General features: G+C 65.5%; 8 protein-coding genes. 6 read left to right on the forward strand and 2 right to left on the reverse strand.

Features of this window, described 5'->3' with window-relative positions; all coding sequences use genetic code 11:
* Positions 1-69: 69 nt before the first annotated feature.
* The 3 genes from YUU_RS0134030 (at position 70) to YUU_RS0134040 (ending at position 4,996) form a co-directional block, all read left to right on the forward strand.
* Positions 70-744, forward strand: a complete 675-nt coding sequence (locus YUU_RS0134030) for an OmpA family protein (protein WP_027526365.1) — start codon at positions 70-72, stop codon at positions 742-744.
* 158 nt (positions 745-902) lie between these two features.
* Positions 903-1,832 carry an efflux RND transporter periplasmic adaptor subunit gene (locus YUU_RS0134035; RefSeq protein WP_027526366.1) on the forward strand — a complete coding sequence of 310 codons (930 nt, stop codon included), beginning with the start codon at positions 903-905 and terminating at the stop codon, positions 1,830-1,832.
* Complete coding sequence (locus YUU_RS0134040; RefSeq protein WP_027526367.1) at positions 1,832-4,996, forward strand: efflux RND transporter permease subunit; 3,165 nt, start codon at positions 1,832-1,834, stop codon at positions 4,994-4,996. Before YUU_RS0134035 ends, YUU_RS0134040 begins: the two co-directional genes overlap by 1 nt.
* A gap of 13 nt (positions 4,997-5,009) precedes the next feature.
* On the opposite strand, the gene YUU_RS0134045 is transcribed toward YUU_RS0134040, so the two are convergent.
* Positions 5,010-5,684, reverse strand: coding sequence for a Crp/Fnr family transcriptional regulator (locus YUU_RS0134045; RefSeq protein WP_027526368.1), 675 nt, complete (start codon positions 5,682-5,684; stop codon positions 5,010-5,012).
* 255 nt (positions 5,685-5,939) lie between these two features.
* Between YUU_RS0134045 and YUU_RS0134050 the strand changes: the two genes are divergently transcribed.
* The 3 genes from YUU_RS0134050 to YUU_RS0134060 all read left to right on the forward strand — a co-directional run bounded on the left by YUU_RS0134050 (position 5,940) and on the right by YUU_RS0134060 (position 11,813).
* Positions 5,940-7,973: an AsmA family protein gene (locus tag YUU_RS0134050; protein ID WP_027526369.1), complete on the forward strand. Its 2,034-nt coding sequence runs from the start codon at positions 5,940-5,942 to the stop codon at positions 7,971-7,973.
* A 209-nt stretch (positions 7,974-8,182) separates the two neighbouring features.
* On the forward strand, positions 8,183-10,630 hold the full coding sequence (locus YUU_RS0134055; protein ID WP_027526370.1) for an adenylate/guanylate cyclase domain-containing protein: 2,448 nt from the start codon (positions 8,183-8,185) through the stop codon (positions 10,628-10,630).
* Between the two features lie 307 nt (positions 10,631-10,937).
* Positions 10,938-11,813 (forward strand): hypothetical protein, encoded by an 876-nt coding sequence (locus YUU_RS0134060; protein ID WP_027526371.1) that lies wholly within the window; start codon positions 10,938-10,940, stop codon positions 11,811-11,813.
* 29 nt (positions 11,814-11,842) lie between these two features.
* On the opposite strand, the gene YUU_RS0134065 is transcribed toward YUU_RS0134060, so the two are convergent.
* Positions 11,843-13,099, reverse strand: coding sequence for a Spy/CpxP family protein refolding chaperone (locus YUU_RS0134065; RefSeq protein ID WP_027526372.1), 1,257 nt, complete (start codon positions 13,097-13,099; stop codon positions 11,843-11,845).
* Between the last annotated feature and the right edge of the window lie 63 nt (positions 13,100-13,162).

A 13,162-nucleotide genomic window follows, 5' to 3' on the forward strand; every position in this document is an offset into this window, starting at 1 on the left:
ACCAACGCAAGGATGACGCAAGGGCCCGTCCGGGCTTGTTGCAGGATTTTTTTGCAGGAGGGACTGGCAATGAGATTGGCTGCAAAGGGCGTGACCGCGATCCTCTCGATCCTCACGATCGGCGCCGCGCTGACGCTGCCGCTATCGAGCGCATTCGCAGGCGACGACAAGGACACCGGCAACAACGTCACCGAGGACCAGATCGTGCGAGCGCTGGCGCCGCCGAAGAAGCCCCTGACGCGCGGCCTCTCGATCGGACCGCAAACCACCGATCCGGCGCCGAGCACCGCCGAGACCAAATTGCTCCAGAGCGTGCGGGGCCGCGCCACGCGCTCGCTCTCGGTGACCGAACGCGAGGAAATCGCAACCGCCGCCAAGGACAAGCCGAATATCGATCTCGAGATCACCTTCGACTACAACTCGGCCAACATCAGCGCCAAGTCGATGCCGTCCGTGCAGGCGCTCGGCCGCGCGCTGACCAATCCTGACATCAAGGGCTCGACCTTCGTCGTCGCCGGCCACACCGACGCCGCTGGCGGCGAGGGCTACAACCAGGACCTGTCCGAGCGCCGCGCTGACGCGATCAAGCGCTACCTCGTCGACAAGTATAGCATTCCCGCGGCCGACCTCGTCACCGTCGGCTATGGCAAGAGCAAGCTGAAGGATCCGAGCCAGCCGATGGCGGAGGTCAATCGCCGGGTGCAGGTCGTGAATATGGAAAACAAGACCACCGCGTCCAAGTGAAGGCGGCACATTGTTCAGGTGACCGGTCGTAATGTCTGTAAATTCGAGTGTCCGATGCGCGTCCCGCAAACCCTGCGGGACGCAGCTTCGTTTCGGGGAAACTCTTTCAATAGCGGCCGCGAGCTCGCGGGCCGTGAGCCAGGCAGGATGATCCGGCGATGAACATCACCGAATATATCAAGCCTGCGGGAACCGCGCTGTTCATCGTCGCGCTCGGCGTCGGTTATTACTGGTTCGAGAACCGCCATCGCCTGGAGGTAAAGGAAACACCCGGAGACGCCGTGGTGGTCGTGACGAAATCGACCAATGCCTGCTTCTCCGATCTGGTGCGCGTGACCGGCTTCTTCGTGCCGCGCCGCGAGGCCGTGGTGACCGCCGACCAGGAAGGATCGCGCGTCACCGACCTCTTCGTCGCCGAAGGTGCCACCGTCACCGAGAACCAGGAACTGGCGCGGCTGAGCCCGCCTCCGCAGATGCCGGGCCAGCCGGCGCGACCGGGACCGCAAGGACCGATCTCGCTCAAGGCGCCCGCAGCAGGCCTCGTCACCGAAGTCCGCACCGTCGTCGGCGCTCCGGCCTCGCCGCAGGCCGGCCCGATGTTCCGCATCGCCGTGGGCGGCGAGATCGAACTCGATGCGCAGGTGCCGGCCGTGCATATGCCAAAACTCAATCCCGGCGCGACGGTGCGGATCAGCCGGGACGATGCCCCCGACCTGATCGGGCGCGTCCGGCTGGTCTCGCCCGAGATCGACCGCGCCACGCAGCTCGGCCGCGTCCGGATCAGCGTTGCCAACAATCCGTCACTGAAGGTCGGCATGTTTGCCCGCGCCTCCATCGACGCCAAGCGCAGCTGCGGCGTTGCGGTTCCCAAGACTGCCATTGACCATCTCACCGTCCAGGTGGTCAAAGGAAACACGGTCGAGACGCGACGGGTGCGGGTCGGGCTGACGTCCGACACCGCAACCGAAATCCTGGAAGGTCTCGACGTCGGCGAAATCGTCGTGGCCGACGCCGGCTCTTCGCTCCATGACGGCGACCAGATCAAGACAGTCTTCGCCGATGAACTCGATCGATCGCGAGTACGCTGATGGCTCTCAATATCTCGGCATGGTCGATCCGCAATCCGCTGCCGTCGGTCGTCTTTTCCATCATCCTCCTGATCCTGGGCTGGGTGTCCTTCACCAAGCTCGCGGTGACGCGATTGCCTTCGGCCGACATCCCCGTGATCTCGGTCGCAGTGTCGCAGTTCGGTGCTGCGCCTGCGGAGCTTGAGTCGCAGGTCACCAAGACAGTTGAAGACGCAGTCTCCGGCGTCGAGGGCGTGCGGCACATCACTTCGCAGATCACCGACGGCCTGTCGGTGACCACGATCCAGTTCGCGCTCGAGACCAATACCGACCGCGCGCTGAACGACGTCAAGGACGCGGTGACGCGGGTGCGCTCCAACCTGCCGCAGAACGTCACCGAGCCCTTGATCCAGCGCGTCGACGTCATCGGCCTGCCGATCGTCACCTATGCCGCGATCTCGCCCGGCAAGACGCCGGAACAGCTCTCCTATTTCGTCGACGACGTGGTCAAGCGCGCGCTGCAGGGCGTGCGCGGCGTCGCCCAGGTCGAGCGCATCGGCGGTGTCGAGCGCGAGATTCTGGTCTCGCTCGATCCTGACCGGCTCCAGGCCATGGGCCTCACCGCCGTCAATGTCAGCCAGAGCCTGCGCGGCACCAATGTCGACGTCGCCGGCGGCCGCGCCGAGATCGGCAAGAACGACCAGGCGATCCGGACACTGGCCGGCGCCAAGACGCTGAGCGATCTGGCCGGCACCATGATCCCGCTGTTCGGTGGCGGCGAGGTCCGGCTCGACGATCTCGGCACTGTCACCGACACCATCGCCGATCGCCGCACCTTCGCCCGCTTCAACGGCGAGCCGGTGGTCGCCCTCGGCATCAAGCGCTCGAAGGGCGCCAGCGACGTGGTGGTCGCCGCCGCCGTGCAGAAGCGCATCGATGCGCTCAAGATCGCCTATCCCGACGTCGACCTGAAGCTGATCGACACCTCGGTCGAATACACCAAGGGCAACTACGAGGCCGCGATCTCGACCCTTTTCGAGGGCGCGATCCTTGCCGTCATCATCGTGCTGCTGTTCCTGCGCGACCTGCGTGCCACCATCATCGCCGCGATCTCGCTGCCGCTGTCGATCTTCCCGGCCTTCTGGGCGATGGACCTGCTCGGCTTCTCGCTCAACCTCGTCAGCTTCCTCGCCATCACGCTGTCGACCGGCATCTTGGTCGACGACGCCATCGTCGAAATCGAGAACATCGTGCGGCACATGAACATGGGCAAATCGCCCTATCGTGCCGCACTGGAAGCCGCCGACGAGATCGGGCTCGCGGTCATCGCGATCTCGCTGACGATCATCGCGATCTTTGCGCCCGCCAGCTTCATGTCCGGTATCGCCGGGCAGTTCTTCAAGCAGTTCGGCATCACCGTCTCGGTGCAGGTGTTCTTCTCGCTGCTCGCCGCGCGCTTCGTCACCCCGATGCTGGCGGCCTATTTCCTCAAGCATCACAATCACGAGGAGCCGCCACCCGGCCGCGTGCTGCGCACTTACCACAAGATCGTGGCGTGGTCGGTGAAGCACTATTTCATCACCGTGCTGATCGGCTTCGGCATCTTCGCCGCCTCGATCTGGAGCATCACGCTGTTGCCGCAGGGCTTCCTGCCGGCGCAGGACAGCGCACGATCGCTGCTCGCGATCGAGCTGCCGCCGGGCACCCAGCTCTCCTATACCGAAAAGGTAACCGAGGACATCGTCGCGCAGCTGCGCAAGCGGCCCGAGGTGAAGAGCGTGTTCGTCGACGGCGGCCGCGTCCCGCCGGGCACGCAGGAAGTCCGGCGCGCCTCCCTGATCATCAACTATACGCCGAAGCACGACCGCAAGATCACCCAGCGCGAGCTCGAGTTTTCGATCGGCCGGGAGCTGGAAAACATCCCGGACATCCGCTTCTGGTTCCTCGACGAGAACGGCCTGCGCGCAATCTCGCTGGTCGTCACCGGCGTCGACGCCAACATCGTCAACAACGTCGCGAGCGAGCTTGCGACGCAGATGAAGCGGATCCCGACCATCTCCGACGTGATCTCGGAAACCGCGCTCGAGCGGCCCGAGCTGCGCATCGAGCCCCGCGCCGAGCTTGCGGCTCGACTGGGCGTCTCGACCGAAATCCTGTCGCAGACCATCCGCGTCGCGACCATCGGCGACGTGGGACCTGCGCTCGCGAAGTTCGACGTCGGCGACCGTCTGGTGCCGATCCGCGTTCAGCTCGAGGACGCCGCGCGCGGCAATTTGAAAACCCTCGAACAGTTGCGGGTGCCGCTCGGCGAGCACGGCGAGAAGGGCGGCGTACCGCTCTCGGTCATCGCCGACGTCAAGCTCGACCAGGGTCCGACCACCATCAACCGCTACGACCGGGAACGCCAGGCGACCGTAGCCGCCGACCTCGTCGGCCACGCTGCGCTCGGCGATGCCACCAGGAAGATCTACGAGCTGCCGGTGATGAAGAGCCTGCCGAAGGGCGTGAGGGTCAGCCCGTCCGGCGACGCCGAAAGCCTGAACGAGCTGTCGGACGGTTTTGCCACTGCAATCACCGCCGGCCTGCTGATGGTCTATGCCGTGCTGGTGCTGTTGTTCGGCACCTTCCTCCAGCCGATCACCATCCTGTTCTCGCTGCCGCTCTCGATCGGCGGCGCGATCGCGGCACTGCTCGTGACCGGCAAGCAACTCACAACGCCGGTGTGGATCGGCATTTTGATGCTGATGGGCATCGTGACCAAGAACGCGATCATGCTGGTCGAGTTTGCGATCGAAGCAATCCGCGCAGGCAAGCCGCGTGACGAAGCCATGATCGACGCCGGCATGAAGCGCGCCCGCCCGATCGTGATGACCACGATCGCGATGGTCGCCGGCATGATGCCGAGCGCACTCGCGGTCGGCGCCGGCGGCGAGTTCCGCTCGCCGATGGCACTTGCGGTGATCGGCGGCCTGATCTTCTCGACCGTGCTGTCGCTGGTCTTCGTGCCCGCGATGTTCATGGTGATGGATGACATCGGCGCGCTGATCTGGCGCTTCGGCAAGCGGCTGATCGTGCACAGCGCCGATACCGACGCCGACGAGCACCATGGTGCGCCGACGGTTACGGCTGCACCTGCTGAAGCAACACCGGTGCCAAAGAGCATCGTGCACCCGGCGGCGGAGTAGGATTTACCTTCTCCTATTCATTCCTCGCAATCGACGTCAGCTTGGACATGTTCTTCAGCAGAATCCGACCGCGCTGCAGGTCCAGGATCGCTTCCTTGCGCCAGGCCTGGAGCTGACGGTTGACGCTTTCGCGGGCGGCGCCGACGAAGACGCCGAGCTGCTCCTGCGAGATATGCACCTCCGAACCGAAATCGGCCGCCAGTGCGCAAAGCCTGCGGGCAAGCCGCACCGGCAGGGGCTGGAGCATGGACTCTTCCATACGCTCGCTCTGCCAGCGGATGCGCTGGCACAGCAGCGTGATGATCTTGATCGCGACCTTCGGCTCGCGTTCCAGGAAGGAGAGGAAATCCTCGCGTCGCAGCACGAACAGCTCGCTGGCCTCGCCCGCGGTCGCATCCGCCGTGCGGTTCTGGCCGTCGAGCACGGCGACCTCGCCGAACAGGTCTCCCGGCCCCATGAAATTCAGCGTCAGCCGGCTGCCGTCGGAGGAGCCGGTTTCAATGCGGACCTGACCGCGGCGGACGCCGAACAGTGCATCGCCGGGGTCCCCCTTCTGGAACAGCACTTCGCCATTCGCCAGATGCTGGGTGTGGCAGAGATTGGACAAGCGCTGCAGTTCGTCTGCACCGAGGTCGACGAACATCGGATTCATTCTCAGAATGACCGCAAATTCGGCCTGTTTGCTCATTGCAATTTCCTTTGCAGGACCTTGGTAATCCCCCCTTGGCAATTCCCCCCTTGGCAATTCCCTTGGAACCATCAAACATCAGAGTCGCGGAAAACCCGCGGAGAGAAGTGTGTCATAAGTCACATAATTTTGCAGCACCCCTTGTTTATTTTTGGCCGCTTGGAGCGGTTTCCCCTCCCGGGATAAACTGACGGGCAACGGACGGGTGAGCGGGCCCGGCCGGGTTCGACGCCGCCAACCGTTTGGAAAGTCGACATGAGAGCAGTGAAATTCGCCGGCGCTGCGGTCGCCGCCCTCACCATCGTCATCGCGCTTCTGCTGGTGATCGGTGTCCCCTCCGGGTTCCTGACCTCGGCGATCACCTCGCGGGTGGAAAGCGCGACCGGCTACCGCCTGACGATCGCGGGCACCACGAAGGTCAGCCTGTGGCCGACACTGAACGTGACGCTGAGCGACCTCACGCTCCAGGATCCGAAGGACCGCACCGGCATCAGCCGCCTCACCATCGACAGCGTTCAGGCCGACATGTCGCTGGCGAGCGTGTGGTCGGGGCATCCGAGGATCTCCGATCTCCTCGTCACCCACCCCGTGCTCTACCAGCCGCTGCTGCGCGAGCGCATGCCGACGAGTGCTTCCGCACCGAAGCCGGCCGTGCCGCTTGACGTAGGCGGGTTCAGCATCAAGCACGTCACCATCACAGACGGCGAAGTGGCGTTTTCGGTCGCGCGTGACCGTGTCGAAAGCCGGCTCAGCGCGATCAACGCGGACGCGACCGTGAATGCCGATAGCAAGGTCAATTTCAAGGGCACGGCGCGGGCCGGCGATCACGACATCAAGTTTGACATCAAGGCAGTGGCGCCTGCGGCGCCGGTCGAGCGACAGACGATCCCGCTCGACTTCGCCATCGACGCGCCGAGCCTGCTGCAATCGCGGCTCAGCGGCCACGCCGAGGCGCGGCTGAACAACTCGGTCGTGATGATCAATAGCATCAACGGCACGCTCGGCGAGGGCGCGTTCAACGGTTGGGCCTCGGTCGACATCGCCAGCAAGCCGCTGGTCAAGCTCGATCTCGACTTCCAGCGGCTCGACATTCCCCTGTCGAAATCCGCCGACGGCGCCGCCGGTCAGCCCTGGAGCGACGCGCCGATCAGCGTCTCCGGACTCAACTATGTCGACGCGCAGATGCGGGTCTCGGCGACCGAGGCCAACATCGGCGAAGCGCGTTTCGCACCTCTCGCGCTCGATGCAAAGCTCGCGGGCGGCGTGCTGAAGGCCGGTACGGCCAATCTCGGCGCCTATGGCGGCCAGGTCTCCGGCGAGGTGATTTTGGATGCGACCAGCGGCGCGCCGAGCTTTGCCATGCATTCCGACCTGGTCGGCGTGCGCGCATTGCCGTTGCTCAAGGGGCTCGCCGATTTCGACCGGCTCGACGGCAAGCTGCAAGCGAAGATCGCGGTGCGCTCTGCAGGCACCAGCCAGCGCGCCCTGATGGCCAACATGCAGGGCACGGTGTTCGCCAATTTCCAGGACGGCGCCATACGCGGCATCAATGTCGCGCAGATGATCCGCTCGCTGACCACGTCCACACTGTCAGGCTGGCAGGACAGCCAGGAGCAGAGCACGGATCTGACGCAGCTCTCCGCCTCCTTCCGCATCGACAATGGGCAGGCGGTGACGACCGATCTCAATCTCGTCGGCCCGCTGGTGCGCGTGACCGGCGCCGGCACCATCGCGCTCGACACCAAGATGATGGGTTTTCGCGTCGAGCCGAAACTGGTGATGACCACCGAGGGCCAGGGCCGCACCTCCGATCCCGTCGGCTTCGGCATTCCCGTGATGATCGAGGGCCCCTGGTCGCAGCCAAAGATCTATCCGGACATGGCGGGCGTGCTCGACAATCCGGAGGCTGCCTACGCAAAGCTGCGCGAGATGGGCAAGGGCCTGTTCGGCCCCGATGGCGCCAGCCTCGGCAACATCCTGGGCAGTCTCGGTCTCGGCGGCACTGCGCCAAACGGAAACAATGCCGGCAGCGCCAATCCGCAAGGACAGCCGTCGCAAAACAATCCGCTCGGCGGGTCGCTGGGCGAGGCGATCGGCAATCTGATCCAGCAGGGCCTGTCCGGCGGCGCCCCCGGAACCAGCACCGGCCGCAGCCGGAGCCTGCCGGGATCGCCCACCCAACCGGCACCGCAAGCCTCGCCCGCTCCGCCGGCCCAGGACAACCCGTCCGCCGAGCAGCAAAATAGCCAGCCGATGAATGACGTGCTGCGCCAGCTGTTTAACCGGTGATTTTTGCGGCGGCGCGTGTCCCTCGAATAGTCTTTTCCGGCCTACCCTCCCTGGAGAGGGAACCGAAAGGGCTGGGTTTGCAGCGACAATTAATCTCCTGTTCGGCCAGCGCCTTAGCCCATATCCGGCAAGCCTGGGCGGTTGTGCAGGCGGAACTGTGCTAGAACGGCGGGCAGCCCCTGCATCGGCCGTGGCGCGTGAGGATCTGGATGGCGGGAGCGAGAGACAAGACCTGGTTTTTCCGCGAGGGCCTGTTCGCCAAATATGTCGTCTCCCTCGTCGGCCTCGTCGTGTTCGTGCTCGCGGTCAACGGCGCGATGGAGACCTGGATCTCTTATCGCGCCACCAGGACAAGTCTGACCGATGGCCTCGAGGAGAAAGCGCAAGCCGTCTCCAAGCGTATCGAGCAATCGATGTCCGATCTCGAGCGCCAGATCAGCTGGGTGACGCGCGCCTCGCAGGACACCATCGAGAAGCGCCGCGCCGACTATGTCCAGCTCCTGAACCAGGTCTCGGCCGTAAGCCGGCTCACCCAGCTCGACGGCGAGGGCAAGGTGGTGCAGCGCGTCTCGCGCGCCGCGGTCTCCAGCGGCAGCAGCACGGACTACGCGCGCGACACGCGCTTCACCGACGCCGTCGCCCGCGGCACCAGTTACACGCCGGCCCATTTCGTCGACCAGGAGCCGTTCATATCGATCTCGGTCGCGCATTCCGGCTTCAAGCCCGGCGTCACGCTGGCCGAGGTCGACCTCGGCTTCCTCGCCGACTTCCTGTCCGACGCCCAGGTCGGGAAGGTTGCGTTTGCCTATGTGGTCGACCCGCATGGCAGAGTGCTGGCAGCATCGTCGAAGGGGCCGGAAGTCGCCGCCGACCTTTCGAAGCTGCCGCAGGTCGCAGCCGCGCTCGCCTCCGACCGCGACGGCGCGTCCTCCGGCGCCGACTTCAACGGCCATGCGGTGCTGACGGCCACAAGCGAGGTGCCAAAGCTCGGCTGGACGGTGCTGTTCGAGCAGCCGACTGCGCAGGCGCTGACGCCGATCCGCGACCAGCTGGTGCGGATCGGACTCCTGATCGGCATGGGCCTGCTGGTCGCGATCCTCGCCGGCACGCTTCTGGCGCGTCGCATGCTGATCCCGATCACCGCGCTCAGCGCCGGCGCGCACCGGCTCGGCGAGGGCGATTTCAGCCACCGCATCGACGTGCGCACCTCCGATGAGCTGGAGGGACTGGCAAATCAGTTCAACAGCATGGCGAACCAGATTCAGGAGACCTATTCGAGCCTGGAGACCAAGGTCGAAGCGCGCACGCGTGACCTCGCGCAGTCCATCAACGAGCTTAAGGTCCTCGAAGAAGTCGGCCGCGCCGTCGCCTCCTCGCTCGATCTCGATGCTGTCTTGCCGACGATTGCCGCCCGCGCGCTCGAGATCAGCCAGGCCGACGCAGTCTTGATCTACGGTTACGATGCCGACAAGCACCAGTTCAACCTGGTCGAGGCCAACGGCATCGACAAGTCGGTCGAAGGCGCGCACATCACCATCGACGAGGGCGCGAGCCCGCTCGGCGAAGCCGCGCGGAGCGGCGAGCCGATCGCGCTTCCCGATCTCGATGAGGCGACCAGGCAGCCATTGCGCGACGTCGCCGTCAACGCCGGCTTCCATTCCGTGCTCGTGGTGCCCCTGGTCGACCAGCAGGGCACGCTCGGCTCGCTGGTGGTGCTGCGCCGGGCGAGCGGCGAGTTCGCAAGCAGCCTCACCGGATTGATGCGCACCTTCGCGCATCAGGCGGTGCTGGCGATGCGCAATGCGCGCCTGTTCACCGAGGTCGACCACAAGGGCCGCGAGCTTGCGGCCGCTCATGAGACCGTGCAGCAGCAGGCGGCAAAGTTGCAGGAGCAGACCGAGCAGCTCCGCAACTGGAACCGCTCCCTGGAAGAGCGCGTCGAGAAGCAGCTCGGGGAGATCGGACGCATCAAGCGCCTCGAGCGCTTCCTCGCTCCGCAGGTCGCGCAGCTCATCGCCTCCTCCGACGGCCACGATGCGCTGCTCGACAGCCACCGCCGCGAGGTCACAGTCGTGTTCTGCGACCTGCGCGGCTTCACCTCGTTCACCGAGGCGACCGAGCCGGAAGAGGCAATGAACGTGCTGCGCGAATATCACGCAGCGCTCGGCGAATTGATCCACCGCTACGAAGGCACGCTCGACCGCTTTGCCGGCGACGGCGTGATGATCCTGTTCAATGCGCCGATCCAATTTGCCGACCACACCAAGCGCGCGGTGAAGATGGCCGTCGAGATGCGCGATACGATCGGCAAGCTGACCGAGAAGTGGAAGAACCGCGGCCATTCGCTCGGCTTCGGCGTCGGCGTCGCGCTCGGCTATGCCACGCTCGGCCAGATCGGCTTCGAGCAGCGCCTGGAATATGCCGCGATCGGCAGCGTCACCAATCTCGCCTCGCGGCTATGCGACGAGGCCACGGCCGGCCAGGTCGTGGTGGCGCGGCGCGTTTATGGCATCGTCGAGCCCTGGGTTGAAGCCCGCCCGCTCGACGATCTCCAGCTCAAGGGCTTCAATCATCCCGTGCTCGCAATGGAGATCTTGAGCTGGCGCGAGGAAGTCGACAACGTCGTGGATGCATCGGCGGCGCGGCGCAGGATGTGAGCTATTGCGGCTCCTTCAGCCGTGAGGAGCGCAAGGACATGCCCCAGCGTCGTCCTGGCGAAAGCCAGGACCCATACCGCGGAATCTATCAATCGCGGATGGTCGTAGTACCGAACGAATAGTCTTCGCCAAATTTCTCCCTGTGGTTATGGGTCCTGGCTTTCGCCAGGACGACGGCTGAGATCGGTGCACCACCTTCCGCAGTGGCACTATGAGATTTCCGCCACCCCTCCCACGAACCACATCCCTCCTTCCCACGACTAACCATCGCCTCAGCGACGAGGCTCAAGTTTGCATGGAGACGACCGTGACGCTTGCCCCGCCTTCGCGCGCGTATGATTTGCAGATGCTGGATCGCGCCGTCGATCGGCAGAGCGATAGCGGCTGGGCGTTCGGCCTGCCGCCGGGCATCACGAGCGAGCAGTGGCCGCTCGATCCCGTCTCCGGCTATCCGCTGATGCACGGTTTCACGCTTCTCTTGCCTCCCGACTATCGCGTGCATGGCGGGGGCATCGTCGCGCTGTCGTTCTTCGCGCCCGCCCTTGACCACAATGACGGCGGCCCGCCCTACGATCCTGAATTCCGCGAGGCGATCGCAGCACTGCCCGCACATCCGCGCACGTTTCGCATGAAGGATGTTCTCGAATACGAATACGCAGCCCTGTTGCTCACGCAAGCCGAATATGACGGCGCGTTCGCGACACCCCCCGAGCCCTCGAACCTTGCGACTTTCGAACGGCCTCGCTGGCTCGCTGTCGGCGGAGCGGCTGCCTTCGACGAATTGGCGGACAGCCGTACCGGCTGTACGTCGAAGTTGTTTGCGAGGCCGCCGCGCGCTGTGCTCGCCGAGAACCGCGCGATTGTCGCAAAACCGCGCGCGACCGACCCCAATGCCGGCAAGGCGCCGCGCGACGACTTCAGACATCGCGGCGAGCCGACAGGCTATCAGCCCTACTACTACTATGTCGGCGGCGAGACACGCCGAGAAAATTTCCGCCTGCATGACTGGGTCAAGGACCACGCCCAGAATCACATCGGCGGCACCATGCGGCCCTGCCAGGCCCTGCCGGAGATGAGCCCGTTCTACGTCGAGTTCGAGGAATATTTCGGCGGCTACAATTTCGGCGGCGGCAATGCGCAGCTCGATTTCAGGGATATGAAGTTCGACTGGGCGTGCGGTTAGCGCAGGCACCGCACACCGCTCTTCGCCGCTCACACGCCCCGCTTCAGCCCCATCGCCTCGAACTGCGCCTTCTGCTCGTCGGTGAGGCCCCACTCGAAATCGTCGAGCGCATCGCCGACGCTCTTCACCGCCTCGAGCATGCTATCCAACCGCGCTTTCACGGCCTGGAGGCGGGCTTGCGGGGTGCGCAGGTTCTGCGGCGGACAGGGGAGCAACGCTTCCATGGTGCCCATCGTGGTGTCTTGCAGCACCTCCAGCGCGGCGCGCTTGGTGTCGTCGAGGCGAAGAGCGGTCGCGATGTCGTCCGCTGGCCATTGCTGCTTGACGAGCTGCTCGTACTGGCGCTGGGCCTGCTCATCGCTCTGCGGCTCAGCGGGCGCCTTGCAGGCTGCGGCCTGCATCTCCTTGCGCTTGGTCTCGGCAGCATTCGCGCGACTGTCCTTGCCGAGCGCGTTGAGGCGCGACTTCTGCTCGTCGTCGAGCAGGCCGTAGAATTTTGCAAGCCGCGGCGCGACCGCATCCACCGCGTTGATCATCGCCTCGAGGCGACGCTGCATCAGCGCGAAGCGATCGAGCGCATTGGCGGCCGCCTCGGTCGGGCAGGAGCCGCGGATGGTCGCACCCGCAGCGCCCCAGGCGCTGACGAGCTCGTCGAGGCCGGCGCGCTGAACTTCGTTCGGCTGCACCGTGCGCAGGATCGCATCGACGGGAAGGCCGACGGCATCGCCGGTGTCGCAGAGCTGTTGGAGCTCGGGGACCCTGCGGTGACGGCGGCCGGGCGCCGTATAGGCGGCGAGCTCGGTCGGGGCATAGGGCGCGAAGATCGCGGCATAGATATCGCCATAGCCATAGGCCCACAGTGCGGTGCCATCGCCGCGCATGGTGAAGTCGGTGATGTCGTCATCGGCGAACGGCCAGAACAGCGGGCCGACCCAGCCATAGGTGCCGTCGGCGTGCTGCCACCAGCCCTGCTCGGCGCGGCCGCCGCGCCAGCCGGCGAGCGCCGCAACCGCCGTGAGCTGGGCCCGAACGGTCGGGCGCACGGCGTCCGCGGCAGAGCGGAGATCCTGCGGGCGCAGCGCGGCCATCCGGACACGGCCGTGCCGCGAGGACATGCGCATGTGGCGGATGCCGGCAACGCCGAGCATCCGGCCCATCGCGAAGCGCGCGACGCCGAGAGGACCGCCGATCCGCAGGCCGAAGCCGGCCTCGGCCACGTCAGGCAGCATCGCGAGTGTGACCAGCGCGATCCCCGCGGCCGCAATTCCCCGGCGGGATTTCGACATGATGGTCACCTTGGCTCCCTCCTCCGCGCCAAGTCCCTGCGTCAAGTCCCTGCGTCAAGCCGC

Source organism: Bradyrhizobium sp. Ec3.3 (assembly GCF_000472925.1).
Taxonomy (GTDB): Bacteria; Pseudomonadota; Alphaproteobacteria; order Rhizobiales; family Xanthobacteraceae; genus Bradyrhizobium.

Excerpts from the sequence above, each read along its gene's own strand:
- YUU_RS0134045 (WP_027526368.1), bottom strand. The coding sequence starts at position 5,684 with ATGAGCAAACAGGCCGAATTTGCGGTCATTCTGAGAATGAATCCGATG.
- YUU_RS0134040 (WP_027526367.1), top strand. The coding sequence starts at position 1,832 with ATGGCTCTCAATATCTCGGCATGGTCGATCCGCAATCCGCTGCCGTCG.
- YUU_RS0134065 (WP_027526372.1), bottom strand. The coding sequence starts at position 13,099 with ATGTCGAAATCCCGCCGGGGAATTGCGGCCGCGGGGATCGCGCTGGTC.
- YUU_RS0134035 (WP_027526366.1), top strand. The coding sequence starts at position 903 with ATGAACATCACCGAATATATCAAGCCTGCGGGAACCGCGCTGTTCATC.
- YUU_RS0134050 (WP_027526369.1), top strand. The coding sequence starts at position 5,940 with ATGAGAGCAGTGAAATTCGCCGGCGCTGCGGTCGCCGCCCTCACCATC.
- YUU_RS0134030 (WP_027526365.1), top strand. The coding sequence starts at position 70 with ATGAGATTGGCTGCAAAGGGCGTGACCGCGATCCTCTCGATCCTCACG.
- YUU_RS0134055 (WP_027526370.1), top strand. The coding sequence starts at position 8,183 with ATGGCGGGAGCGAGAGACAAGACCTGGTTTTTCCGCGAGGGCCTGTTC.